At 35.5% G+C, this 25973-nt stretch carries 18 protein-coding genes; 14 read left to right on the top strand and 4 right to left on the bottom strand.

What is annotated here, in order from left to right:
* The first annotated feature begins 67 nt into the window (after nucleotides 1-67).
* From ileS to GXM17_RS06105, 7 genes are all read left to right on the top strand, one after another.
* Nucleotides 68-3472, top strand: a complete 3405-nt coding sequence (gene ileS / locus GXM17_RS06135; RefSeq protein WP_163398417.1) for an isoleucine--tRNA ligase — start codon at nucleotides 68-70, stop codon at nucleotides 3470-3472.
* A gap of 11 nt (nucleotides 3473-3483) precedes the next feature.
* Nucleotides 3484-3864 (top strand): TraR/DksA family transcriptional regulator, encoded by a 381-nt coding sequence (locus GXM17_RS06130; protein WP_163395408.1) that lies wholly within the window; start codon nucleotides 3484-3486, stop codon nucleotides 3862-3864.
* 89 nt (nucleotides 3865-3953) lie between these two features.
* Complete coding sequence (locus GXM17_RS06125; protein WP_163398416.1) at nucleotides 3954-4550, top strand: lipoprotein signal peptidase; 597 nt, start codon at nucleotides 3954-3956, stop codon at nucleotides 4548-4550.
* 129 nt (nucleotides 4551-4679) lie between these two features.
* On the top strand, nucleotides 4680-7838 hold the full coding sequence (locus GXM17_RS06120; protein ID WP_163398415.1) for a UvrD-helicase domain-containing protein: 3159 nt from the start codon (nucleotides 4680-4682) through the stop codon (nucleotides 7836-7838).
* An 81-nt stretch (nucleotides 7839-7919) separates the two neighbouring features.
* Entirely contained in the window at nucleotides 7920-9113 is a 1194-nt protein-coding gene (gene kbl, locus GXM17_RS06115) for a glycine C-acetyltransferase (protein ID WP_163398414.1), read from the top strand.
* 112 nt (nucleotides 9114-9225) lie between these two features.
* Nucleotides 9226-10689: an OmpA family protein gene (locus GXM17_RS06110; RefSeq protein ID WP_163398413.1), complete on the top strand. Its 1464-nt coding sequence runs from the start codon at nucleotides 9226-9228 to the stop codon at nucleotides 10687-10689.
* Between the two features lie 64 nt (nucleotides 10690-10753).
* Nucleotides 10754-13519: a PD-(D/E)XK nuclease family protein gene (locus tag GXM17_RS06105; protein ID WP_163398412.1), complete on the top strand. Its 2766-nt coding sequence runs from the start codon at nucleotides 10754-10756 to the stop codon at nucleotides 13517-13519.
* A 377-nt stretch (nucleotides 13520-13896) separates the two neighbouring features.
* Here GXM17_RS06105 and GXM17_RS06100 read toward each other — a convergent pair whose 3' ends face one another.
* Both GXM17_RS06100 and GXM17_RS06095 read right to left on the bottom strand, forming a co-directional pair.
* Entirely contained in the window at nucleotides 13897-14676 is a 780-nt protein-coding gene (locus GXM17_RS06100; RefSeq protein ID WP_163398411.1) for an alpha/beta fold hydrolase, read from the bottom strand.
* Nucleotides 14677-14821: 145 nt separating this feature from the next.
* Nucleotides 14822-15625, bottom strand: a complete 804-nt coding sequence (locus GXM17_RS06095) for a TIGR00266 family protein (RefSeq protein WP_163398410.1) — start codon at nucleotides 15623-15625, stop codon at nucleotides 14822-14824.
* Nucleotides 15626-15801: 176 nt separating this feature from the next.
* Here GXM17_RS06095 and GXM17_RS06090 point away from each other — a divergent pair, with 176 nt between their 5' ends.
* On the top strand, nucleotides 15802-16158 hold the full coding sequence (locus GXM17_RS06090) for a hypothetical protein (protein WP_163398409.1): 357 nt from the start codon (nucleotides 15802-15804) through the stop codon (nucleotides 16156-16158).
* A gap of 89 nt (nucleotides 16159-16247) precedes the next feature.
* On the top strand, nucleotides 16248-16766 hold the full coding sequence (locus GXM17_RS06085) for a ferritin (protein ID WP_163398408.1): 519 nt from the start codon (nucleotides 16248-16250) through the stop codon (nucleotides 16764-16766).
* 270 nt (nucleotides 16767-17036) lie between these two features.
* Here the strand turns inward: GXM17_RS06085 and GXM17_RS06080 are convergent, their stop codons facing one another.
* Complete coding sequence (locus GXM17_RS06080) at nucleotides 17037-18329, bottom strand: aminopeptidase P family protein (RefSeq protein WP_163398407.1); 1293 nt, start codon at nucleotides 18327-18329, stop codon at nucleotides 17037-17039.
* A 906-nt stretch (nucleotides 18330-19235) separates the two neighbouring features.
* Between GXM17_RS06080 and GXM17_RS06075 the strand changes: the two genes are divergently transcribed.
* Entirely contained in the window at nucleotides 19236-19970 is a 735-nt protein-coding gene (locus GXM17_RS06075; protein WP_163398406.1) for an alpha/beta fold hydrolase, read from the top strand.
* A 202-nt stretch (nucleotides 19971-20172) separates the two neighbouring features.
* On the top strand, nucleotides 20173-20631 hold the full coding sequence (locus GXM17_RS06070; RefSeq protein WP_163398405.1) for an SRPBCC family protein: 459 nt from the start codon (nucleotides 20173-20175) through the stop codon (nucleotides 20629-20631).
* 83 nt (nucleotides 20632-20714) lie between these two features.
* On the opposite strand, the gene GXM17_RS06065 is transcribed toward GXM17_RS06070, so the two are convergent.
* The gene (locus GXM17_RS06065; protein WP_163398404.1) at nucleotides 20715-22076 is read right to left on the bottom strand and encodes a hydroxymethylglutaryl-CoA synthase family protein; all 1362 of its coding nucleotides are present in this window, start codon (nucleotides 22074-22076) and stop codon (nucleotides 20715-20717) included.
* Nucleotides 22077-22438: 362 nt separating this feature from the next.
* Here GXM17_RS06065 and GXM17_RS06060 point away from each other — a divergent pair, with 362 nt between their 5' ends.
* The 3 genes from GXM17_RS06060 to GXM17_RS06050 all read left to right on the top strand — a co-directional run bounded on the left by GXM17_RS06060 (nucleotide 22439) and on the right by GXM17_RS06050 (nucleotide 25951).
* Nucleotides 22439-23104 (top strand): succinate dehydrogenase cytochrome b subunit, encoded by a 666-nt coding sequence (locus GXM17_RS06060; RefSeq protein WP_163398403.1) that lies wholly within the window; start codon nucleotides 22439-22441, stop codon nucleotides 23102-23104.
* Nucleotides 23105-23115: 11 nt separating this feature from the next.
* Nucleotides 23116-25116: a fumarate reductase/succinate dehydrogenase flavoprotein subunit gene (locus tag GXM17_RS06055; RefSeq protein ID WP_163398402.1), complete on the top strand. Its 2001-nt coding sequence runs from the start codon at nucleotides 23116-23118 to the stop codon at nucleotides 25114-25116.
* 88 nt (nucleotides 25117-25204) lie between these two features.
* Nucleotides 25205-25951: a succinate dehydrogenase/fumarate reductase iron-sulfur subunit gene (locus tag GXM17_RS06050; protein WP_163398401.1), complete on the top strand. Its 747-nt coding sequence runs from the start codon at nucleotides 25205-25207 to the stop codon at nucleotides 25949-25951.
* Nucleotides 25952-25973: the final 22 nt, after the last annotated feature.

The following is a 25973-nucleotide window of genomic DNA, read 5'->3' as shown; positions in this document are numbered from 1 at the left end:
CCTATCATCTTTTATCTATTTTCCTCAAAATTCCTTACTTTCGCACCTCGATTAAGAAAAGGATAAAATGAGTACAAAATTTACTGAATACAAAGGACTTGACTTGCCAACGGTAGCTTCTGAAGTTCTTGATTTTTGGAAGAAAGAAAATATATTTGAAAAGAGCGTAACAACCCGAGAAGGTGCAGAACCTTTCGTGTTTTTTGAAGGTCCGCCTTCAGCAAACGGATTACCGGGAATTCACCACGTAATGGCGCGTGCAATTAAAGATATTTTTTGCAGATATAAAACTCAGAAAGGTTTTCAGGTAAAAAGAAAAGCCGGATGGGATACTCACGGTTTGCCTGTAGAATTGGGTACTGAAAAAGAATTAGGAATTACTAAAGAAGATATTGGTAAAACTATTTCTATTGAAGAATATAACGAAGCGTGTAAAAAAACCGTTATGCGTTATACGGATGTATGGAATGATTTAACCGAAAAAATGGGGTATTGGGTTGATATGGAAGATCCGTATGTGACTTATAAACCAAAATACATGGAGTCTGTCTGGTGGCTTTTGAAACAAATCTACGATAAAGGTTTGTTGTACAAAGGATACACGATTCAGCCATATTCTCCAAAAGCAGGAACAGGATTATCTTCTCACGAGGTAAATCAGCCGGGAGCTTACAGAGACGTTACAGATACTACGATTGTAGCGCAATTCAAAACTTTACCAGAAACATTGCCAGGCTTTTTACAAGGTTTTGGAGATATCCACATTTTAGCCTGGACGACAACTCCCTGGACACTTCCGTCAAACACCGCTTTGACAGTTGGGCCAAAAATCGATTATGTTTTAGTTAAAACTTTCAATCAATATACTTTTGAGCCAATCAATGTTGTTTTGGCAAAAAACTTAGTTGGAAAACAATTCGGAAAAGGATTTTTCTTAAGTGAAGATGATGCTGATTTTGATAACGTTAAAAGTGGAGATAAAAAACTTCCATATAAAATCTTAACTGAAGCAAAAGGAGCAGATTTAGTAGAAATTCGCTACGAACAATTATTGCCTTATGTATTGCCATATCAAAATGCTGAAAATGCATTTAGAGTAATCGCCGGAGATTTCGTGACAACTGAAGATGGAACCGGAGTAGTGCATACAGCGCCAACTTTTGGTGCAGATGATGCTAAAGTAGCAAAAGAAGCAAAACCGGAAGTGCCGCCAATGTTGGTTTTAGATGAAGAAGGAAATGCGGTTCCATTAGTTGATTTACAAGGGAAATTCACTTCTCATTTAGGTGACTTAGCAGGTAAATATGTAAAAAATGAATATTACGATGCAGGTCAGGCTCCGGAGAAATCTGTAGATGTTGAAATCGCTATTCGTCTTAAAGAAGAAAATAAAGCATTTAAAGTTGAAAAATACGTGCACAGTTATCCACACAGCTGGAGAACAGACGAGCCGTTATTATACTATCCCCTGGATTCATGGTTCATCAAAGTAACCGATGTAAAAGATAGAATGTTCGACCTGAACGAAACTATCAACTGGAAGCCTAAATCTACTGGTGAAGGACGTTTTGGAAACTGGCTTAAAAATGCCAACGACTGGAACTTATCTCGTTCTAGATATTGGGGAATTCCGTTGCCAATCTGGAGAACTGAAGACAAAAAAGAGGAAGTTCTGATTGGTTCTGTAGAAGAATTGTACAATGCGATTGAGAAATCTATCGAAGCTGGTTTTCAAAAAGAAAATCCGTTTAGAGGTTTTGAAATCGGAAACATGTCTGAATCAAATTATGATTTAATTGATTTACACAAAAATGTTGTGGATGAAATTACTTTAGTTTCTGCTTCCGGGAAACCAATGAAGCGAGAAAGTGATTTAATTGACGTTTGGTTTGATTCTGGAGCAATGCCTTATGCACAATGGCATTATCCTTTTGAAAACAAAGATAAAATTGATGAGAATAAAGATTTCCCGGCTAATTTTATCGCTGAAGGAGTAGATCAGACTCGTGGATGGTTCTATACATTACACGCGATCGGAACTTTGGTTTTTGATAAAATTGCTTACAAAAATGTTGTTTCAAACGGTTTGGTGTTGGACAAAAACGGACAAAAAATGTCTAAACGTCTAGGAAACGCAACAGATCCTTTTGAAACAATTGCAGAATACGGTCCGGATGCGACTCGTTGGTACATGATTTCAAACGCAAATCCTTGGGATAATTTGAAGTTTGACCTGGAAGGAATTGCTGAGGTTCGTCGTAAATTCTTTGGAACTTTATACAACACATATTCTTTCTTCTCGTTATATGCAAACATCGACGGATTTAAATATGCTGAAGCTGAAATTCCGTTAAACGAAAGACCGGAAATCGATCAGTGGATTATTTCTGAGTTGAATACTTTAGTAAAGTTTGTTGACGAATGTTATGAAGATTATGAGCCAACAAAAGCTACAAGAGCTATTTCTGAATTTGTTCAGGAAAACTTAAGTAACTGGTACGTTCGTTTGTGCCGTCGTCGTTTCTGGAAAGGAGAATACGCGAAAGATAAAATCGCAGCTTACCAAACGCTTTATACTTGCTTGTTAACAATCAGCAAATTAAGCGCTCCAGTTGCTCCTTTTTTCATGGATAAATTGTACAGAGATTTGACAGCTTCTACGGGAACCGAGAATTTTGCTAGTGTTCACCTGGCAGAATTTCCAAAATTTGTCGAAAACTTTGTTAATAAAACGTTGGAAAGCAAAATGCAGAAAGCGCAAACTATCTCTTCTTTAGTTTTATCACTACGTAAAAAAGAGATGATTAAAGTGCGTCAACCTCTGCAAAAGGTAATGATTCCGGTGCTTGACGAGAATCAGCGTGCTGAAATCGAAGCGATTTCTGACCTTGTAAAAGCCGAAGTAAACGTGAAAGAAGTTGAGCTTTTAGACGATGCTTCGGGTATTTTAGTAAAACAAATTAAACCTAATTTTAAAGCATTAGGACCGCGTTTCGGTAAGGATATGGGTCTGATTTCTAAAGAGATACAAGGCTTTACTGCAGAACAGATCAACCAGTTGGACAAGCAGGGAACCCTGGATATTGTTATTTCTGGAAATAATGTAACTTTATCCTTAGAAGACGTCGAAATAACATCTCAGGATATTGAAGGATGGCTGGTTGCAAATTCAAACGGAATAACAGTTGCACTTGACATTACCATATCTGAAGAGTTGAAAAATGAAGGTATCGCGAGAGAATTAGTAAACAGAATTCAGAATATCCGTAAAGATTCAGGATTTGAAGTTACTGATAAGATCAAAGTACAAATAAAAAGAGACAGTATCATTTTAGAAGAAGCTGTTTCAAAAAATGCAGATTATATAAAATCTGAAACATTAACAGACGAACTGGTTTTTGCTGACGCTTTGGAAAACGGCACAGAAATTGAGTTTGACGACATTAAAACAATGATATTAATTTCAAAATAATATAAAATACCATGATAGATGAAATTACACGATACTCAGACGCTGATTTAGCAGAGTTCAAAGAAATTATACAAGCAAAAATTAAAAAAGCACAAGAAGATCTTGATTTGATCAAAAGTGCCTATATGAATGATTTGAATAACGGGACTGACGATACATCTCCAACTTTCAAGGCATTTGAAGAAGGAAGTGAAACAATGTCTAAAGAAGCAAACTCACAGTTAGCGATCAGACAGGAAAAATTTATCAGAGATTTAAAAAATGCTCTGTTCCGTGTTGAAAATAAAACCTATGGTATTTGCAAGGTTACGGGTAAATTAATCGGCAAAGAAAGACTTAAAATTGTTCCTCATGCAACAATGAGCATCGAGGCTAAAAACATGCAAAGATAGTCACCCTTAAAATACAAAAGAATTAACGCTCCATTTGGGGCGTTTTTTTTGATTTAATTGTTACTTTTGCCAACATTAAAAATCACAACATGTCATTAAGAAAAGCGTATCTCCTTATATTTATCATATTACTGATCGATCAGGTTTCTAAAATCTATGTAAAAACAAACTTTATTTTAGGTGAAGAGGTTACGGTTTTCAATTGGTTTAAAATTCATTTCATAGAAAATGAGGGAATGGCATGGGGTACCAAAATACCTGGTGAATATGGAAAATTAATTTTGACTGTATTTAGAATTTTTGCTGTTTGCGGAATTGGGTACTGGTTATATGATTCAGTAAAAAAGAATGCTTCTTCTTACCTTGTTGTGGCTATTGCACTTATTTTTGCCGGAGCTGCAGGAAACATTCTGGATTCGATTTTTTACGGTGTTATTTTTGACAGCAGTTATAATAATTTAGCGACTCCTTTTTCTCCAGAACCTTATGGTACATGGTTTCATGGTTTAGTTGTGGATATGTTTTATTTTCCTATCTGGAAGGGCGATTTGCCTTCCTGGATTCCTTTTTTTGGAGGAAAACGATTTGAATTTTTTAATGCTATTTTTAACGTTGCTGATGTCGCGATTTCTACAGGTGTCGGCATTCTGCTTGTTTTTAATAAAAGAGCTTTTCCAAAACATTAATTTTTTAAAAATTAAATAAATTCCAAATTCCAATAACTGATGCACAATCAATAGTTATTGGAATTTGGAATTTTGCATTATTGGGTTTAACTATTTAAAGTGCTATTTTTACCATACAAAAACCAACTTATGCAAAGTCCGTCTTTCTCAATTTATGATGCTTCTGCAGGTTCCGGGAAAACCTATACACTGGTTAAGGAATATCTTAAAATCATTCTTTCTTCACCTAAAAATGACGCTTATCGGAATATTCTGGCTATAACTTTTACCAATAAAGCAGTTCATGAAATGAAAGGCCGGATTGTTGGAAGTTTGTCTGAATTTGCTAAAGACGACCCTTCGGCGAAAGCCATAGATTTGATGGAAGACTTGTCCCGGGAAACAGGGCTTTCTGTAATTAAAATCAAAACAAAATCCCAAAATATTATCAAGCATCTTATTCATAATTATGCTGCTTTTGATATTTCTACTATTGATAAATTTACACATAAAGTAATTCGGGCGTTTGCACATGATTTAAATCTGCCAATGACTTTTGAGGTGACTCTGGATACCGAAAATTTGTTGATTGAAGCTGTTGACGCTATTATTGCACAGGCAGGCCAGGACGAAACGCTGACTAAATTGCTGGTTGATTTTACAATGGAAAAGACCGATGATGACAAAAGCTGGGATGTTTCGCGTGAGATTCTCGAAACAGGCAGATTGGTTTTGAACGAAAATAATCGAAATGAAATTATTCATTTTAACGACAAAACAATCGGGGAGTTTGTTGTCATTAAAAAGAAAATGCTGGTCTTGTGCGAGGAATTAGAATCAGAAAATCAACAATTAGCTATTGAAGCACTCTCTTTAATCGACAAAAACGGAATCAACTTAAAATCTTTTTCCCGCGGGACGTTTCCAAATCATTTGGAAAATATTCGTGACGGAAAATTTAATCCGCGAAATAAAACCTTTCGTGAATTTGATGATATTGCAATTAATAAAACAGCAAGTGACAGGGCTTTGATTGAAAATATTATTCCACAATTGCTTCAGATATTAGATAAAATCTATAAAAACTACGAGAAAAGAGATTTCTACAAGGCTTTCCTAAAAAATATTACACCGCTTTCTCTGTTGAATACAGTCAGTAATGAACTGGCAAAAATTCAATCCGAACAAAATGTTTTGTCGATTTCAGAATTCAATGCAATTATACACCGCGAAATCCAAAACCAGCCTGCACCATTTATTTATGAACGTTTAGGCGAGCGATACCGCCACTTTTTTATAGATGAATTTCAGGATACTTCTGAAATGCAATGGCAAAATTTGATTCCGCTTATTGATAATGCACTTTCCGGACAGGATGATTTTGGCAACAAAGGAACCCTCATGATTGTAGGGGATCCAAAACAATCAATATACCGCTGGCGGGGAGGTAAAGCAGAACAATTTATTGAGTTAAGCAAAGATTTAAATCCGTTTAACAATCCTGATAAATCTATTAAGCATTTAGATACAAATTATAGAAGTTACAGCGAGGTAATTGATTTTAATAATGCTTTTTTTAAGTTAATTTCGACTGAATTTTCTAATGAGGACTATAAAAATTTATATGAAAATCACAGTTTTCAGAATACAAATGCTAAGAAAGGAGGTTATGTCAATATTTCTTTTCTTCCTTTAACTGAAAAAAATGATTTAGGCGATGAAGACGAAACAATCGAAAAATCAGATTTGTATGTTCTGGCTACTTTAAATACAATTGAAAAAGTTATTCGTGAAGGTTTTGAATATAAGGATATAGTAATTTTGACCCGTAAAAGAGATCAGGGAATCGCTGTTGCAAATTATCTGACCGAACAGAATATTCCGCTTTTATCATCTGAAACATTGATGATTCAAAATGCTACTGAAGTAAGACTCATTGTTCATTTGCTGAAATATCTCAATAATAGTGTTGATTTGGAGGCAAAAGCAAATTTCCTGCATTTCTTAGGAAGTACAAAAAAGATTGAAATGCCAATTCATGATTTTATTGCAGAAGGAATGAATCAGAAACTTGAGAATGATTTTGAGAAATGGTTATTGACTTTTGATGTTTCGCTTTCATTTGAAAATATCCGAAAGAAATCACTTTATGAAGCCGTAGAGATTATTATATCTAAATTTATTCTTCCTTCTGAAGGTAATGCTTATGTGCAATATTTTCTTGATATTGTTCTGGAGCGTGATATTCGTAATCAGGCAGGAATAGCTGACTTTTTAAGTTATTGGGATAAAAACGGAGAGAAATTCAGTATTCCTTCTCCGGAAGGCAATAATGCAGTCCGGATTATGACGATTCATAAGTCAAAAGGTCTGGAATTTCCGGTTGTAATTATGCCTTTTGCAGAAGAAGATTATAACAGGAAGCCAAAAGACAAACTCTGGCTGGATGCAGAAGGGATTGATTTGGGTGTTCCGAAAGCTCTTATTGACAACAGTAATGCCGTAGAAGGTTTTGGAGAAAGTGCTTCAGCAGTTTTTAATTTGAAAAAGCAGGAAGAATTGCTTGATAACATTAATGTTTTGTATGTTGCATTGACACGGGCAGAAGAGCAGTTGTATATTATTTCTCAGTCATTAAAAGAAAGAAAAGACGGTGAGTTTTCAAATAATATGGCCACTTTTTTTATTAAATTTTTAATGCATAAAGGGATTTACGATCCCGACAAGCCGGAATATGAATTTGGGAATTCAAAAAAACTTTCAGCCTCAGGTAAGACGTTAGATTTCTTAAAAGTAATTCCGGTGGTTTCGGAAGTTTTAAATCCTAAAAATATTATAATTGCACAGCGTGAAGCTTTAATGTGGGGAACACATCAGCAGGAGGCAATTGCTTACGGAAATATTGTGCATGAGATTTTGGCTTTTGTGAAAGACAGGTCAGATATTGATTTGGCAATTACCAAAGCAATAGAAAATGGCTTAATAACATACGATCAAAAAGAAATTGTTTTTAAAACACTTCTGGAAATTGTAAATCATCCTGAAATAAGTATTTGTTTTAATGGTGAAAATGCTGTTTTGAATGAGCAGACGATTGTTCAAAAACAAGGGAAAACATTAAAACCTGACAGGATTGTGCTTACAAAAGACATGAAAGCTTATTTGCTGGATTATAAAACCGGAGCCAAAAACCCCAAATACCTACATCAGATTCAGGAATATCAAAATGCAGTTGAGGATTTAGGATATAAAGTGTTAAAAAAGGTATTGGTGTACATTGGAACCGAAATCGATGTGGTAAATTTGTGATAAAATTAATCAGATGTTAAAGGATTTACGTAGCTTATTTTTTGCTAATGTATTAATTTTTAACGTTTTAAAAATATAGAGATGTACGGAAAAATTAAAGACTATCTGCAAAGTGAGCTGCAGACAATTGAAGCAAACGGAATTTTTAAAAAAGAACGTATAATCACTTCTGCTCAGGATGCTGAGATTACAATTTCTACAGGAGAAAAGGTTTTGAATTTTTGTGCTAACAATTACTTAGGGCTTTCTTCACATCCAGAAGTAATTCAGGCAGCAAAAGATGCAATGGATACACATGGTTTCGGAATGTCGTCGGTTCGCTTTATTTGTGGAACTCAGGATATTCATAAAACTTTAGAAAAAAAGATTGCTGATTTTTATGGTACTGAAGATACAATTCTTTATGCAGCTGCCTTTGATGCTAACGGAGGGGTTTTTGAACCTTTGCTGGGAGAGCATGATGCGATAATTTCAGATAGTCTGAATCATGCCTCTATTATTGATGGTGTACGTTTGTGCAAAGCAGCCCGCTATCGCTATGAAAACAGTAACATGGAAGATTTAGAGCATCAGTTGATTAAAGCTAATGAGGCAGGTGCTCGTTTTAAGTTAATTGTTACAGATGGTGTTTTTTCTATGGATGGACTTGTAGCTCCGTTGGATAAAATTTGTGACCTGGCAGATAAATATGATGCGATGGTGATGGTAGACGAATGTCATGCGGCCGGATTTATCGGGGCAACAGGAAAAGGAACCCTTGAGGCAAAAGGAGTTATGGGAAGGGTAGATATAATTACCGGAACACTTGGTAAAGCCCTCGGTGGCGCAATGGGGGGTTACACTACTGCCAAAAAGGAAATCATAGAATTATTGCGTCAGCGTTCACGTCCTTATTTGTTTTCAAATTCTTTAGCTCCGGCAATCGTTGGTGCTTCTATTAAAGTTTTCGAGCTTTTGGAGAAAGATACGGCTTTAAGAGACAAATTAGAGTGGAACACTAACTATTTTAAAGAACAAATGAAACAAGCCGGCTTTGATATTATAGACGGAGATTCTGCAATTGTACCTGTTATGTTATATGATGCAAAACTATCCCAAACAATGGCAAATGAACTTCTTAAGTATGGAATCTATGTAATTGGTTTCTTTTTTCCGGTAGTTCCTAAAGAAAAAGCACGAATTAGAGTACAATTATCTGCAGCCCATACTAAAGAACATTTAGACAGGGCTATTAACGCTTTTGTACTTGTAGGACAAATGTTAAAAGTTATATAATTACCATTTAATGGAATTTTTGTAGGTTTTTTTTAACATAACATTTTGTATTTAAAAAATTAGGTGTTACTTTTGTCTGTAATTAACTAAATTGTAATTAAAAAAAATAAGTATGAAACATCTTAACAAACTTTTTGTTGCTGTTTTAATGGCGATGGGTATAAATGCCCACGCACAGGACAGTAACAATCCATGGGCTATCTCTTTTGGGGTTAATGCCGTTGATACCAGAACAAGCTCTGGTTCAGGAAGTGGTTTCTTTGATCAACACTTTTCTCAGCCATTCGCTGTTAAAGACAACTGGAATATTCTTCCATCTTTATCTTACATCGGTGTAAATAGATACGTAGGGCATGGTTTTTCTGTTGGTTTACAGGGATCTGTGAATAAAATTGATAAATATGTTGTTTTTGATCCATCTAACGCAGATGCAGATTCAAGAGGAAATGTTGTTTACAACCCAGGAGATTTAATGTATTACGGAATTGATGCTACTATCAAATATAGCTTCATGGAATTAATTAAATCTAAAGTAGTAGATCCTTCGTTATCTGTTGGTGGAGGTTACACTTTCTTTGGTGACAGCAGTTTTGGTACTGTTAATCCAGGTATTGGTTTGACTTTCTGGTTTACAGATGCTATTGGTCTTGAACTTGCTTCAAGATACAAATGGGCTGTAGGTGGAGATAGAGAAGATGCAAATGGTGAGCCAGATGCTCCATCTCACTTCCAGCATACTGCAGGTTTAGTTTTCAAATTCGGAGGTAAAGATACTGACGGAGATGGAATTTACGATAAAGATGATGCTTGTCCGGACGTTGCTGGTTTGAAACAATTCAACGGATGTCCTGATACTGACGGTGACGGAATTGTTGATGCTTCTGATGCTTGTCCAGATGTATTTGGTTTAGCTGCATTAAACGGATGTCCTGATACTGATGGTGACGGAATCGCTGATGCTTCTGATGCTTGTCCGGATGTTGCTGGTTTAGCTGCATTAAACGGATGTCCTGATTCTGACGGTGATGGTGTTGCCGATAAAGATGATAAATGTCCTACTGTTGCTGGTCCAAAAGAAAATGGTGGTTGTCCTTTCTTAGACGCTGATAAAGATGGTGTTGCAGATAAAGATGATGATTGTCCTACAGTTGCCGGACCTGCAAGTAACAGAGGTTGTCCAGAAGTAACTACTGAAGTTTTAGATGAACTTAAAGTTCAGGCAAGAGCAGTTTACTTTAACTCAGGTAAAGCTACTTTCAAAACTGGAGATAAAGAAACTTTAGCAAGATTAGATGCTATCAAACAAATCCTTATCAACTATCCAAATGCGAAATTCAGTATTGAAGGTCATACAGATAGTGATGGTTCTGACAAATTAAATCAAAAACTTTCCGAAGACAGAGCTGCTGCAGTAATGAATGGTTTAATAGAAAGAGGAGTTAGCGCTGATAACTTAGTTTCTAAAGGTTTTGGTGAGTCTCAGCCAGTTGCAAGTAACAAAACTGCAGCAGGGAAAGCACAAAACAGAAGAACTGAAATTAGACACATTGGTTCTAAATATGAAGGTAAACTATAATTTACTTTTCTAAATAATTTTAAAAAGCCATTCTTAATTGAATGGCTTTTTTTATTTTTATGATATGATATACACTTCTTTTTTAGAAAAAATTGCAGCTACAATTATTCAGGATTACTCTGACAGGTTATTTGAAATTACTATTGTGCTTCCTAACAAAAGAGCTAAAGTTTTTTTAATCGAAGCGCTAAGAAAACAAATTAATCAAACAATTCTTTCTCCTGACATTATTTCAATTGAGGATTTTGTGCAGGAAGTTGCCTCTATCCGTTCTGTTGATTCAATTGAGCTGTTGTTTGAATTTTATGAAGTTTATCTTTCCATTACCGAAAAGCAGCATCAACAGTCCTTTGAGTTATTTGCTAATTGGGCGAAAACGCTTCTTCAGGATTTTAATGAAATTGACCGTTATCTTCTGGAACCGACGTATGTATTATCGTATCTTAAAGATATTGAAGACATAAAGAAATGGGGGATTGAAGTCGAAAATAAAACCAGACTACTTGAGAATTATATTGATTTTTGGAAATTGCTTCCGGTTTATTATGAAGCGCTATACAGTCATTTGTTAAATAAAGGTTTTGGTTATCAGGGTTTGATATATCGGGAAGCGGTAAATAACCTAAATCATTTTTCAAATACTATTTCAAATAAAACATTTGTTTTTGCGGGTTTCAATGCTTTAAATGCAGCTGAGGAAAAAATTGTTCAGCATCTTTTAGCTTTTGATAAGGCAAAAATTTATTGGGATATAGACCAGGTTTTTCTGAACGACCCTTACCACGATGCAGGCCTTTTTGTAAGACGGTTTAAAGCAAATTGGAAATACTATAAATCAAATTCTTTTGACTGGATTACGGATGATTTTTCCCAGCCAAAAAACATTCAGGTGATCGGTACTCCAAAAACTATTGGGCAGGCAAAACTTTCGGGAAGTATTATTGAAGATATACTGAGAGATAATCCGGAATCTTCTCTTGATAAAGTTGCTATTGTGCTCGGTGAGGAAAATTTACTGATGCCTGTTTTGTATTCTTTGCCAAATTCTGTTGGTGCTTTGAATATTACCATGGGATATTCAGGTAAAAACAATCCTTCGCAAATTTTAATTGCCAAATTGTTTAAAATGCATACAAATGCCCTTTCCAGAAATGGGGCAAATTATGTTTTCTATTACAAGGATGTACTTGACATTCTTACACATCCGTTAATTGAACCTTTTGCTAAAACCAGTCAATTGGTTAAAATTATAAAAGAAAATAATTATACTTTTATTACCTATACGCGATTAAATGAAATCAACCTGAATCCTTCTGATTTATTTAATCTGCTGTTTCAAAAATGGGAAAATGGATCTTTGGCGGTGCTCGAAAGTATTTCGGAACTCTTACTCTTGATAAAAGAAAATTTCAGTAATGACAATGAGGAAGATAAAATTGCAAAAACTTTTGTTTTCTCCATTTTTAAGGTTATCAATAAGCTAATCAATTACTATTCCCAGCATAGCCATATAGATAATATTCAGACTTTGTATGCGATTTACAAACAGGTTATCGATGTTGCAGAAGTTTCATTTGAAGGGGAGCCATTAAATGGTTTGCAAATTATGGGAGTTTTGGAAAGTCGTGTTCTTGATTTTGATACCGTAATTGTAACTTCGATGAATGAAGGAAAGTTTCCCGCCGGAAAATCTCAGAATTCTTTTATTCCATACGATGTAAAAAGAGAGCTTGGTTTGCCAACTTTTAAAGAAAAAGATGCTATTTATACGTATCATTTTTATCATTTGCTGCAAAGGGCTAAAAATGTTTATCTGATACATAACACCGAAAATGACGGACTGGATGCTGGTGAACGCAGTCGTTTTATCACGCAATTAGAAGTAGAAAAACAACCTAAACATAATTTAACTTTTGATATTTACAATCCGGTTTTGCCAACAACAGCTTATAAACCAATGTTGGTTCCAAAGTCGGATGCAGTGATTGAACGTTTAAAAGAAATTGCTTCCACGGGATTTTCCCCTTCTGCGCTGACTAGTTATATTCGCAATCCAATTGATTTTTATTTTCAAAAAATACTCCGCATTCGGGAAGTTGAAGAGGTTGAAGAAAATATTGCTTTAAATACCTTGGGAACTATTATTCACGGAACATTGGAAGCTTTGTATACGCCTTTTATCGGGAAATTTATTTCGGAATCCGATATTTTAAATTGTTTAAAATTATTAGATGATGAGGTTTTGAGGCAGTTTAAAGTGGTTTATAAGGAAGGAGAAATCAAAAAAGGACGTAATCTTCTGGCTTTTGAAGTTGCAAAACGAAATGTTTCTAATTTTTTAAAAATGGAATTGGAGGCAATCAAAAATGGTGATGCAGTTAAAATTATTGCTTTAGAAGAAACGTTTGGACGTGATTTGATTCATCCGAGTCTCCCTTTTCCTGTTTTAATTAAAGGAAATGTGGACAGAATTGAACTACGTAACGGAAAGATAAGAATTATTGACTATAAGACAGGAAAAGTTGAAAAGAGTAATGTAATCCTGAAATCCTGGAAAGGATTGACTCAGGAGCTCAAAAACGATAAAATCATTCAGGTATTGGCTTATGCTTTTATGTTTGAAAAAGAAGCAGGCGAGTTTCCTGTTGAAGTTGGGATTATTTCATTTAAAAATTTGAGATCAGGTTTTTTACCGTTCGGATTTAAAGAAGATAAAGAATTGGATACTACTGTTACCAGAGAAACTTTAAATAATTATCTGGATGAGATGGTATTGTTATTAAATGAGATTTTTGATGCTAATATTCCTTTCGAAGAAAAAATAAATTGATGATGTGCTGCTTTTTGTAATTTATTTGTTTCTAATTTTCATAATGTCATAGTTAGAGGCCAAGTTTATTTGTTTTTTATGTATTTGTTTTTAGCGACATACGAATTTTTCATTTGAATTTTTGCATACTCTGTTTTTAAAAGCAAGAAAGGATGTATTATAAATAAAAATGATTCAAAGGGATGTTTTGAGTGTTTTTTTTAACAGTTGTTCGTTTAAAAGTTATATTTATTCAAATATCTTTGCCGCATCTAAAAAAATATTATTTTAGAAACCTGACACAGTAGGTCAATTAAAATGTCTAAGATTTTGCCCCCGATAATGAAGAAAGGCCGTTTCATATTGATGATCGGTCTTTTTTCTATTTTAAGTAATTTCTAATGCCTGAAAAAATCTGAGAGAACTGTTTTCAAATCCTCCTTGTTCTCAATGTAGCTCATATGTCCGTCTTCAAAAGAAAAAAGTTTAGCAGTTGTATTCTCAATTTGGGATATACTCTCATCATAATTCAAAACAGGATCCTTTTTGCCTAAAATCAGCAAAACCGGAAAAAGATTTTGTTTTAAAATACTTTCTCTGTCTTTTCTGATTTTCATTCCTTCGAGCGAGGCTACAATTCCCTGTAAGGGTGTTTTTAAGGCTTCTGCTTTTACTTTTTCAATTTCGTTTAATAATCGGGTTCTGTTTTCTTCGCTAAATAAATTAGCGATAGACATGCTCACAAAGTTTGCGAAGCTTTGCTTAACGGCTTTGATGGCACGTGTTCTGTTTACTTTCTTTTCTGCGCTGTCTTCTTTGGATGTAGAGTTCAGTAAAACTAATTTTTCAATTTTATCCGGGTATAATTCGGCGAAAGCCAGACCAACATAGCCGCCCATAGAATGTCCCAGAATTATAGCTTTTCCAATTTTTAAATGTTCTAAAACTTCATTAACAGCCTTGGCATTATCCTCCATTTCGTGAACATAGCCCAAACATTCAGACTCGCCATGACCTAATAAATCGATTGTGATGACACGATAATTTTGGGAGAATAAAACAACATAGTCTTTCCACATTTTTTTGTTTTCCAGAAAACCGTGCAGCAAGACAATTGCGGTACCTTTTCCTGTATCGGAATAGGATATTTTTGTGTTTTTGAAGAGAAGCGTTTTCAAAATTGAATTTTATAGAATGAAAAGCAAAGATAACAAATGATAAACCATACAAGAAATGAAGATTAGTAAACAACGATTATTTTATGGTTTATAATAAAGCCAATAGTTTGATATAAAGGCTTATTTTTGAAAGCCATGCTGTAAATTAAAATCGATTGTCCCCATCCAGAAGATTCCCCAATCCGCCAAGCAGGCTTCCTTCATCACGGCTGTTTCCGCCTGATCTTGGAGCCGATGCTATGATGCGGTCTGCTAAACGGGAGAAAGGCAATGACTGGATATAAACCGTTCCCGGACCTTTTAAAGTGGCATAAAATAAACCTTCACCACCAAAAATGGAGTTCTTTATTCCACCAATAAATTCAATATCATAATCGACGTCTTTGGTAAAACCAATAATACACCCCGTATCGACTTTCAGGACTTCACCGTGAGCCAAAACTTTTTTAGCCATTGTTCCTCCGGAATGTACGAACGCCATACCGTCTCCTTCGATTTTCTGCATGATAAAACCTTCACCGCCAAATAAGCCTCGACCTAGTTTCTGAGAAAATTCTATTCCAACAGAAACGCCTTTGGCTGCGCATAAAAAAGAACTTTTCTGGCATATAAATTTGCCCTGAAATTCGGTTAAATCAATCGGAAGTATTTTTCCCTGATAAGGCGATGCAAATGAGACTTTGCTTTTGGTATGACCCTGGTTTAGAAATGCTGTCATAAACAAGCTTTCGCCCGTAAGGACTCTTTTTCCTGCATTTAAAAGTTTACCAAACAAACCCGATCCCTGTTGTTGGGAACCGTCTCCAAATATGGTTTCCATCCGGATATTATTTTCCATCATCATAAAACTGCCGGCTTCGGCAATTACAATTTCCTGCGGATCCAGTTCAATTTCCACGTACTGCATTTCTTCTCCAAAAATCTGATAATCTATTTCGTGTGACTGCATGATTTTTATAGTATTAAGTTTTTAAAATAAGTCGAATAATGCTTTAAAAAGTTACATTTTAGATCGTATTAAGCTAATTTAAAAATATAAAAAGATTTTGTTATTTTAAATTAGTCTTAATTATGTGTTTATTTCATGTAAATTATATATTTTTGCACCGTTATAATTTTATCAGAATGGCATTAGTTAGCGATTTGACCACCAAAGTATTATTTGAAACCGAAAAAGGATACACATATCAGTGTGATTTGACCAATAGTATAATTGTCAATTTTATTGATACAGTATCAAGTTATAAAATTCAGGATTTTTTGATTTTCCAAAGAAAGGTGAATAGCGTTGATATTCTGGATATGCTTTATGACCTGTCCGATCATGCTGATGCACAGCTGATTGAAACTACTAAGAGAAATTTTTCCAGAAATCTTACCATCTGCGAAATAGTGCAGCTTCGCGAACTATTAAACGGAACTAAATTTACCCTGAGCCTGCATTCTATGCTTTGCAGTATTGCAAATGTTGAGCTTATTTAGATTCTTACTTAGATTAAATCCAAATTTTCAGGCGTTTAATGATGTCTTCCTTAATTTTTGTAAATTTACATAATATAAAAATTAAGGATATGAAAGATTTACTAAGAACCAGTACTTCATTAACTGAAGGAATTGAAAATATATTGAACTTACAGGCAAAAATAGAAAGTGACGCTTCAAACAAATATTTGGCTATGGCTGCATGGCTTGACAGAAATGGTTTTGAAAATACAGCTTCGTATTTGTACAAGCAGGCAGAAGAAGAAAGAGAGCATTTTCTAAAAATTTTCAGATTTATTACGGATATGGGAGGGATTGCAGTTACGCCGTCTGTTCCGGAAGTACAACAGGAATTTGCTTCTTTCAGAGAAGTATTTGAAATCGCTTTGCAAAACGAAATTGCCGTTACCCAGGCAATCAATAAAGTAATTGCAAAATGCAGAGCAGAAAACGATTACGCTACAGAAGATTTTATGATGTGGTATGTGGCGGAGCAGAGAGAAGAAGAAAAAAATGCAAGAAGAGCTTTAGAGCTTTTCGAAATAATCAACGAAAACGAAGCTACAGGCAAATTCGAATTAGATGTGCAAATAGCTAAAATCGGATAATAACCGGTTTATAAAATTTAAAAAGCCCTTAATGTGTAAAGTATTGAGGGCTTTTTTTTATATATTTTTAGGAGCAGAAACATCAGGTGTTTTTAGAGACATCGTTCCTGCTCTCCACTATATCTTTGCTTTTTTAAAGAAAAAAAGCAAAGGATGCCGTTGCGATCAGGGCTAAAAAGAAGCATAGTGATTCTTTATTCAAATTACAAAAAAAGACAGTTTTCAGTACTGAAAACCGTCTTTTATCTTTTCTCTTTATTCTATTTCTAATTAAGAATTCATCAGACTTTCAATTTCATCCACTTCAACCGGAATATTGCGCATAAGGTTAAAAGGTTCTCCTTTTTCCTGAACCACAACATTGTCCTCCAGACGGATTCCGAATTTTTCTGCCGGAATGTAAATTCCCGGTTCAACGGTAAAAACCATATTCGCTTTCATTGGTTCATGAAGTAATCCGTAATCGTGCGTGTCAAGTCCCATGTGGTGAGACGTTCCGTGCATGAAATATTTTTTGTAAGCAGGCCAGTCCGGATTTTCGTTCTGAACATCGGCTTTGTCTAGTAAACCTAAACCTAATAATTCAGAAGTCATAATTTTACCCACTTCAACGTGATATTGTTTCCAAAGCGTTCCCGGTATAAGCATTTTTGTTGCTTCGTTTTTTACTCTTAAAACCGCATTATAAACCGCTTTCTGGCGATCTGAAAAACGTCCCGAAACCGGAATCGTTCTCGTCATATCGCTGGAATAATTCGCATATTCTGCAGCAACATCCAGTAAAATCAAATCTCCGGCTTTACATTGCTGGTTGTTTTCGATATAATGTAAAACGTTTGCATTGTTTCCGGAAGCAATAATTGGCGTATAAGCAAAACCTTTTGAGCGGTTACGAATGAATTCGTGCGCCAGTTCGGCTTCGATTTCGTATTCGGTAACATTTGGCTTTACAAATGACAGCAATCTGCGGAAACCTTTTTCGGTAATATCACAGGCGTGCTGAATCAAATCGATTTCTTCGCTTTCTTTTACAGAACGATTTCTTTGTAAAATTGGATTACTTTTTGCGACATTGTGAGCCGGATATTTTTCTTTCCACCATTTTACAAAACGGGCTTCGCGAGTTTCAGTTTCAACAGCAGCGCGGTAATGTTCGTTGGTGTTGATGTATATCGTATCAGCATACGTCATTATTTCGTTCAAAATTTTATGAAAATCCTGCAGCCAGTACACCGTTCTGATTCCCGAAACCTGAAAAGCACGTTCTTTGGTCAGTTTTTCACCTTCCCAAATCGCAATATGTTCGCTGGTTTCTTTCAGGAAAAGCATTTCTTTCTGGTTTTCATAAGGCGCATCCGGAAACAAAAGCAAAATACTTTCTTCCTGATCCACACCGCTCAGGTAAAAAATATCCCTGTGCTGGGCAAAAGGCAAAGTACTGTCGGCACTAATCGGGTAAATGTCGTTTGAATTGAAAATGGCAACAGAATTAGGTTTCATTTCTGCCGTAAATTTTCTGCGGTTTTTTACAAAAAGATTGCTGTTTATTTGATGATATTTCATAATAACTTAGTTTTTGAACTTGGAATTTCAAAATTACATATTTTAAGTAATCAACGTAAAATTGATTTATTAAAGTTTTCATATTTATTTTTGTTCAATTTTGTCATCTCGACGAAGGAGAGATCACACTCGTAACTCCACAAAGATTGGCAATTTTGTTTAACGCAGATTTAGCAGATTTTGGCAGATTTTTTTCTTTAAAAGTTGTATTGACCCAATCTTGTTATCTCGACAAAGGAGAGATCTCTGCAAGTAGCTCTACAAAGCTAAATAAGCGCAAAGTTCTGTCATTTCGACGGAGGAGAAATCACATTAGAAACTCCGCAAAGAGAATAACCAATCTTTGTCGATTTACGAGTGTGATTTACTTCTTCTGTCGCTATCGCTCGAGTCTCCTCCGTCGAAATGAACAATATTGCGAAATCTCAGCAACTTACTCTCTAAGTGCTTTAAAATTTTATAATGGCGTGTCCCAAGGACCGGGCTTTCGGCTATATTCCCGATTAACAAAAATTACGGTTAAAAAACCTTGTTTTTCTAAATCGGGAGATACCGCCTCAAATGAAATTCACTGAACTCCAATTAAAATATAATAATGTGAAGTAATCCCTCACGCAGACTCTGATTATTTGATATTTCTTGCTATTATAGAAAATGGATTTATTCAGGGTGTTCAGGATTTTAGAGAACAACCGAAGCAATTTTCGCTTCGGTTTTTTTATGGAGTTATTCAGAGAAATGCTAAATTTGAATGTTTACATTTTTATAAGTGATATATTATTTACAGTTTAAAGAATTGATGTCATCCTGAGCGGAGTCGAAGGCTTTTAACCTTGAGGGCTTCGACTCCGCTCAGCCTGACACTTATTTTACCTAACGTATTAATTTAGTAAACATCAATTGAATATGGCAGCAAAAAGATGGAAGTTAAAAAGGATTTTAAAAACAATCTGGATTGCAACAGGTATACTGTTTACCATTTGGCTGTTTTATTCCTATGAGTCTGATGGTGTGGACAAGTCTTTTCTGCAAAGCAATGATTTGATGAATGTAGAAGATGCTTCTGATTATTATTTATTTACGCCTAAAAAAGAATTTAAAAATGTTGTTATTTTTTATCCGGGTGCAATGGTGGAAACAGAAGCTTACGTTCCGCTTTGCAGAAAACTGGCTGATCAAAACATGATGGTCTATTTGATAAAAATGCCATGGCGACTTGCTTCAAAAGGATATAATAAACCTAAAGACTTACATCTTCTTGATGATGATTCTAAAACTTACATTCTCGCAGGACATTCGCAGGGCGGAAAAATGGCAGCTCAGTTTGTGTATGAAAATCCGGATTTAATTGATAAACTGATATTGATCGGAACTTCGCATCCACGGGATATTTCTCTGGTAGATGCCCAAATCCCAATCTTAAAAATTTACGGTTCAAAAGACGGTGTGGCAGATGAAGGGTTCATTATGAAAAACAAATCGAAATTGCCCAAGACTGCAAGATTTATAAAGATAGAAGGAGCAAACCATTGTCAGTTTGGTTATTATGGTTTTCAATTGGGAGATGATAAAGCGACAATTAGTAGAGAGCAGCAGCAAAAAGAAACTTTAAACGGAATGGTTTCTTTTATAAATGAATGATTTATTAGATGGAATCAATGTAAAATTAATTTTGTCACGAAAGAGATCAACAACTGTAAAATTGAGTTTAAAATGGCATTTAATTTAGGTAATAATGTCATCCTGAGCGGAGTCGAAGGCTTTTAACCTTGAGGTGCTTCGACTCCGCTCAGCCCGACACTTCATTTTACTCCAATGGTAATAATAGTTAAACAATAAAAATATGGCATCAGATAATATTTCAGCAAAACCCGAAAACGAAATTGTATCAAACAGAATTGTAAATTTCGCACAGGAACTTGTTTATTCGGCCTGGACAGAACCGGAACATTTAAAAAACTGGTGGGGTCCAAAAGGCTTTACCAATACATTCAATGAATTTGATTTGCGTCCCGGCGGAAAATGGAGTTTCATTATGCACGGACCTGATAAAGGAAATTATGCAAATGAGTGTGAATTTCTAAAAGTTGAAAAGCCCAGTTTTCTAAGCTGGAAACGCCATTCGAAACCACTTTTTCAGGTAGCAGTATCATTTGAAAAGGTTTCAGATAATCAAACTAAAATTGTTTTTAAAATGATTTTTGACACGCCTGAAGAATGCAATAAACTGAAACCCTATGTAGTAGATAAAAACGAAGAGAACTTTGATAAACTTGAGGTCGAATTATCAAAAATGATTTAATAGAAAGTCCTGATATAAAAAAAACCGAAGAATTAATAAACTTCGGTTTTTTGGAATTTGGATTTTTTGGATTGAAAATTAATTTAATCCACCCATTTATAATAGCGAGCTCCGATTAAAGTTGGAATCTCTTTTTCGATTCGGTCTAAAACCCATTCGTTTTTTGGAGTTCTTACACTTTGTTTTTGCTCTTTTTTATGAAGGCTTTCGTAAGTATTGAAATCAATTTCTGTACTTTCTGCTAAGTTTTCAAAAAGCTTCACGTTTTCTAAAGCCGATTTCCATTCCGGCTGAATGGTTCCTTCGAAAACTTTTGATTTCGATCCGCTTCCATAAGCTAAGAAACCGAATTTAGTTCCTGCAATTGCTGCGTTTGTGCCATAAAAATGAGCCAGAGTCGATAATAATCCCATAAAAATAGAACCAGTGTAAAGGTTTCCAATTAAAGAAGAAGCCAATTCTGCAGGCTGTAATTTCTCGGTAACAAAACTTCTGTAATCATCAGATTTTGCCACTTCTTTAATTTTTGCCTGATAATCGGCTGGCACAATATCATCGGCAATAATTTTTTCGGCGCTGTCTAAAGCATAAATTTCAGACAACATTCTGCGTCCCTGAAAAGAATATGGCAAATGCATTACGATACTATGCCAGGTGTTGTATAAAGTTTCGGTAGTATTTTTTAATTTTTTGAATGAAAAGTAAGCATTGCGCGTACGATCCATATAACACTGATTGGAATATTGACCATCAAAAACCGGCTGGTCTTTATGGATTTCGATTTCGGCTTCTAAATTGTCAAACCAGGAATCGTTGTTTGAATTTTGTGTAATGGCTTCTTTTGAAATGCTTCTGTATGGTTTAAAGAAATCAAAAACACCTTTTGTACTTGTTGCCCAGTTATCATCAAAAGCAATAATTTTTGGATTAGCTGAGATTAGCATTGCAACGGCTCCGGCGCCCTGAGTGTATTCTCCGCCGGAATTCAAATCATATTTTGCAAAATCAGAAGTAACTACAATTGCTTTTTTAGATGGATTCAGTTTTACAAAATCCAAACAGTTCTGCACGGCATCAACACCGCCAATACAAGCGAAGGTAAAATCGACAACGTCGCATTCAGCCAAGGCATCTTCTCCAAATTTGTGCTCCATTAGACTAATCAGATAAGAAGCTATTGGTTTCGAACTGTCAATGCCGCTTTCGGTCCCAACATAGATTCTGCTTATTTCGTTTAGGTTGATTTTATTGTCAATGATCAGTTTTGTTAAAGCATTTGCTCCAAAAACTACGGCGTCCTGATGAACGTCCGGGAAAGTCATTTTTAATAATCCGAGACCTTTTTCCAGTTTTTCCGGTTCAATATTTCTGGCATTCGCCAATGTTTTTATGGGTAAATGTATGTTGGCTACATCAAAAGAAATAGCATCAATTCCTGTTTTCATTCTCATTTTTTTTGAAGGCGGTAAAGGTAAAGTTATTAGAATGGAATGGCAATTTTTTAGGAATATAAAATTACAGGCTAATAGCACTTTTGTAAAATAGAGTACGAAAGTTGAAGTAAAATAATAATTTAGTAAAGTTTTGTTATTTTTTATGCGATGCATATTTTCTGAAATAAAATCGACTTAATTATACATTTGAAAATTTTTATAATAATTTAATGCGTAATCTGTTATTTTTATACGTAAAACTACGTATACGTAGTCTATTTTAAAATCATTATAAATAACAGCGAAATGGTTGTAGTTGACGTGTATTTGAGTTATTTTTGCCTAATTTTTAAAACAAAACTACTTAAACACTTATGGCACAATCTGCACTATTGAATGCTTCCATCTTAAAGAAAGTAGCTATGGCTCTTTCGGGAATATTCTTAATCACGTTTTTAGCGCTGCATGTTACCTTAAACTTCATTTCTGTTATTAGTGAAGACGTTTTTAACGAGGCTTCACACTTTATGGGTTACAATCCGCTAATACAGTTTGTAATGCAGCCAATTTTGGCAATCGGAGTAATTTTCCATTTTGTAATGGGATTTATACTTACTGCTCAGAACAGGGCTGCAAGACCTATTGCTTATGCGAATTACAATGGGGCTGCAAACGCATCATGGAGTTCCAGGAACATGATTATTTCTGGATTGGTTATTTTAGCATTCTTAGGACTGCATTTTTATGATTTCTGGTTTCCTGAAGTTACGTATAAGTACATAGCAGGTACGGCACCAGATGCCACTAGATATTATGGGGAGTTAGTTCATAAATTTCATGACCCGATCCGTACGGGATTATACTGTGTGTCATTTATCCTTTTAGGATTTCACTTATGGCACGGATTTGCATCATCTTTACAATCAGTAGGGATGCACAACAAATATTCAAGATTTTTGGCAAAAGTAGGTTACTGGTTCGCAGTTGTGGTTCCGGCTCTTTTTGTAATTATCGCTTTATTTCATCATTTCAATAATTAATATCAATTATAATGGCATTAGATTCAAAAATTCCAAATGGTCCTATAGCGGACAAATGGACAAATTATAAAGATCATATTAATTTAGTAAACCCTGCTAACAAACGTAATTTAGATATTATCGTGGTTGGTACAGGTTTGGCGGGAGGTTCGGCTGCGGCTACTTTGGCTGAATTAGGATATAACGTAAAAGCATTTTGCTTCCAGGATTCTCCACGTCGTGCACACTCTATTGCTGCACAGGGAGGTATCAACGCGGCAAAAAACTATAAAGGTGACGGTGACTCGGTTTACAGATTGTTCTACGATACTGTAAAAGGAGGTGACTACCGTGCACGTGAAGCAAATGTTCACCGTCTGGCTGAAGTTTCTGCAAATATTATTGACCAGTGTGTGGCTCAAGGGGTGCCATTGGCTCGTGAATATGGCGGACTCTTGGATAACCGTTCTTTTGGAGGAACATTGGTTTCACGTACATTCTATGCACAAGGACAAACCGGACAGCAATTATTGTTAGGAGCTTATTCTGCAATGAACCGTCAGATTGGCCGTGGAAAAATAAAAATGTACAACCGTCATGAAATGCTCGAATTAGTAGTTGTTGACGGAAAAGCGAGAGGAATTATCGCTCGTAACTTAATCACAGGAGAAATTGAAAGACATTCTGCTCACGCGGTAGTAATTGGTTCAGGTGGATACGGAAACGTATTTTTCCTTTCTACAAATGCTATGGGAAGTAACGCAACAGCAGCGTGGAAAATTCATAAAAAAGGAGCGTTCTTCGCAAATCCTTGCTACACACAAATTCACCCGACATGTATTCCGGTTTCAGGAGATCACCAGTCTAAACTGACTTTGATGTCTGAATCGTTACGTAATGACGGTCGTATCTGGGTTCCTGCAAAATTAGAAGATGCTCAGGCAATCCGTGAGGGAAGAAAAAAAGCAACTGATATTGCTGAAGCAGACAGAGATTATTTTCTGGAGAGAAGATATCCTGCCTTTGGTAACCTGGTTCCTCGTGACGTTGCATCCCGTGCGGCTAAAGAAAGATGTGATGCTGGTTTTGGCGTTAATAAAACGGGTGAAGCAGTTTATCTTGATTTTGCAGCTGCTATCGAACGTTACGGAAAAGAAGCTGCTCACGTAAAAGGATTGAATGAAAATGATAAAACTTTAGTTACTAAATTAGGAACTGACATCGTTAAAAGTAAATACGGAAACTTATTTCAAATGTACCTGAAAATCGTTGACGAAGATCCGTATGTAACACCAATGATGATTTACCCGGCGGTTCACTACACAATGGGAGGAACCTGGGTTGATTATAACTTAATGACTACTATTCCAGGATGTTTCTCAATTGGAGAATCTAACTTTTCTGACCACGGGGCAAACAGACTAGGAGCTTCTGCTTTGATGCAGGGATTGGCTGATGGATATTTCGTGTTACCATACACTATCGGAGATTATTTAGCTCCGGATATTAAAATGGGACCAATCTCTACAGACTTGCCGGAATTCGTTGAAGCTGAAAAATCAGTAAAAGATTTGATCAATAATTTTATCAGTAATAATGGAACTCATTCTGTAGATTATTTCCATAAAAAATTAGGTAAAATTATGTGGAATAAAGTAGGTATGGCCCGTAATGCTAAAGGATTAGCTGAGGCTATGGAAGAAATTGCCGCTTTGCGTGAAGAGTTTTATAAAGATGTAAAAGTTCCTGGAAGCGCTAACGAATTTAATCAGGAATTAGAAAAAGCAATCCGTGTTGCTGATTTCCTGGAATTAGGAGAATTGTTTGCGAAAGATGCTTTACACCGTAATGAATCTTGTGGTGGTCACTTCCGTGAGGAATACCAGACAGAAGAAGGAGAAGCACTTCGTGACGATGACAACTTTGCATACGTTGCAGCCTGGGAGTACAAAGGAAAACCAAGTGACGCCGTATTACACAAAGAACCTCTTAATTACGAAAACATTAAATTAGTTCAAAGAAGCTACAAATAGGATTTAGCCTTAGTCTTTAGTCCTTAGCTTTAAAATGTTGAGATTGGACTTTAAGATTTTAGACTTAAGACTTTTAAACTTATAAAAGATGAAACTTACATTAAAAATATGGCGTCAGAAAAACGCCCAGGATAAAGGAGGAATCGTTGATTACCCAATCGACGGAATCGAACCGGATATGTCATTCCTTGAAATGCTTGATGTTCTTAACGAACAATTAATCAATAAAGGAGAAGAGCCAGTAGCATTTGACCACGATTGTCGTGAGGGAATCTGCGGAATGTGTTCTTTGTTCATCAATGGTGAAGCACACGGACCGGACAGAGGCGTAACTACTTGCCAGTTACACATGCGTATGTTTAAAGATGGAGATACGATTTTTATCGAGCCATTCAGAGCAAAAGCTTTTCCTGTAATTAAAGATTTAGTTGTGGACAGAAGCTCTTTTGACAGAATTCAGCACGCAGGTGGATTTATCTCGGTAAATACTTCAGGTAATACTATCGATGCGAATACTATTCCGGTACCAAAAGTCGATGCAGACAAATCATTTGATGCTGCTGCCTGTATTGGATGTGGTGCTTGTGTGGCAACTTGTAAAAACTCTTCAGCAATGTTATTCGTTGGTGCAAAAGTATCTCAGTATGCTTTGTTACCACAAGGTAAAGTTGAGGCTACAGAGCGTGTATTAAACATGGTTCACCAAATGGATTTAGAAGGTTTTGGTAACTGTACCAACACCGGAGCTTGTGAAGTAGAATGTCCTAAAGGTATTTCTCTTGAAAATATCGCACGTATGAACCGTGAGTATTTAGCAGCAAGCTTAAAAGGTTAAGTAAATACAACTTAGTTTATAG

This window comes from Flavobacterium fluviatile (assembly GCF_010645065.1).
In the GTDB taxonomy this organism is placed as follows: Bacteria; Bacteroidota; Bacteroidia; order Flavobacteriales; family Flavobacteriaceae; genus Flavobacterium; species Flavobacterium fluviatile.
This window is presented reverse-complemented; position numbering and strand designations above follow the sequence as displayed.